Origin of the sequence: Pseudomonas viridiflava (assembly GCF_003702045.1) — a bacterium.
Lineage (GTDB): Bacteria > Pseudomonadota > Gammaproteobacteria > Pseudomonadales > Pseudomonadaceae > Aquipseudomonas > Aquipseudomonas viridiflava_C.
Genome location: NZ_RBTP01000049.1, coordinates 1 through 256, shown reverse-complemented (window position 1 = coordinate 256; position 256 = coordinate 1). Strand labels below are relative to the sequence as shown.

The window sequence follows — 256 nt, the reverse complement described above, 5'->3', positions numbered from 1 at the left end:
TCGTGTCCTGGCCCCAGCCGCGACTGAAGCGGTAAGTGTCCGCCCCTTCACCGCCCGAAAGCGCGTCATTGCCCGCACCGCCGTCCAGTACGTCATCGCCGGCATCGCCAGAGAGGTAGTCGTTTCCGCTACCGCCCGCCAGCAAATCAGCTCCGGCACCGCCAGAAAGATTGTCCTGGCCATCGCCACCCGACAGGGAGTCCGCCCCGTCAGCGCCAGAGAGAATGTCGTTGCCGGCGTCCCCCTTCAGGACATC

1 protein-coding gene is annotated in these 256 nt (G+C 66.0%); it reads right to left on the bottom strand.

The window, feature by feature from the left end:
* A partial coding sequence (locus tag ALP40_RS16545) for a calcium-binding protein (protein WP_147478332.1) occupies positions 1-256 on the bottom strand: 256 nt, incomplete at both ends.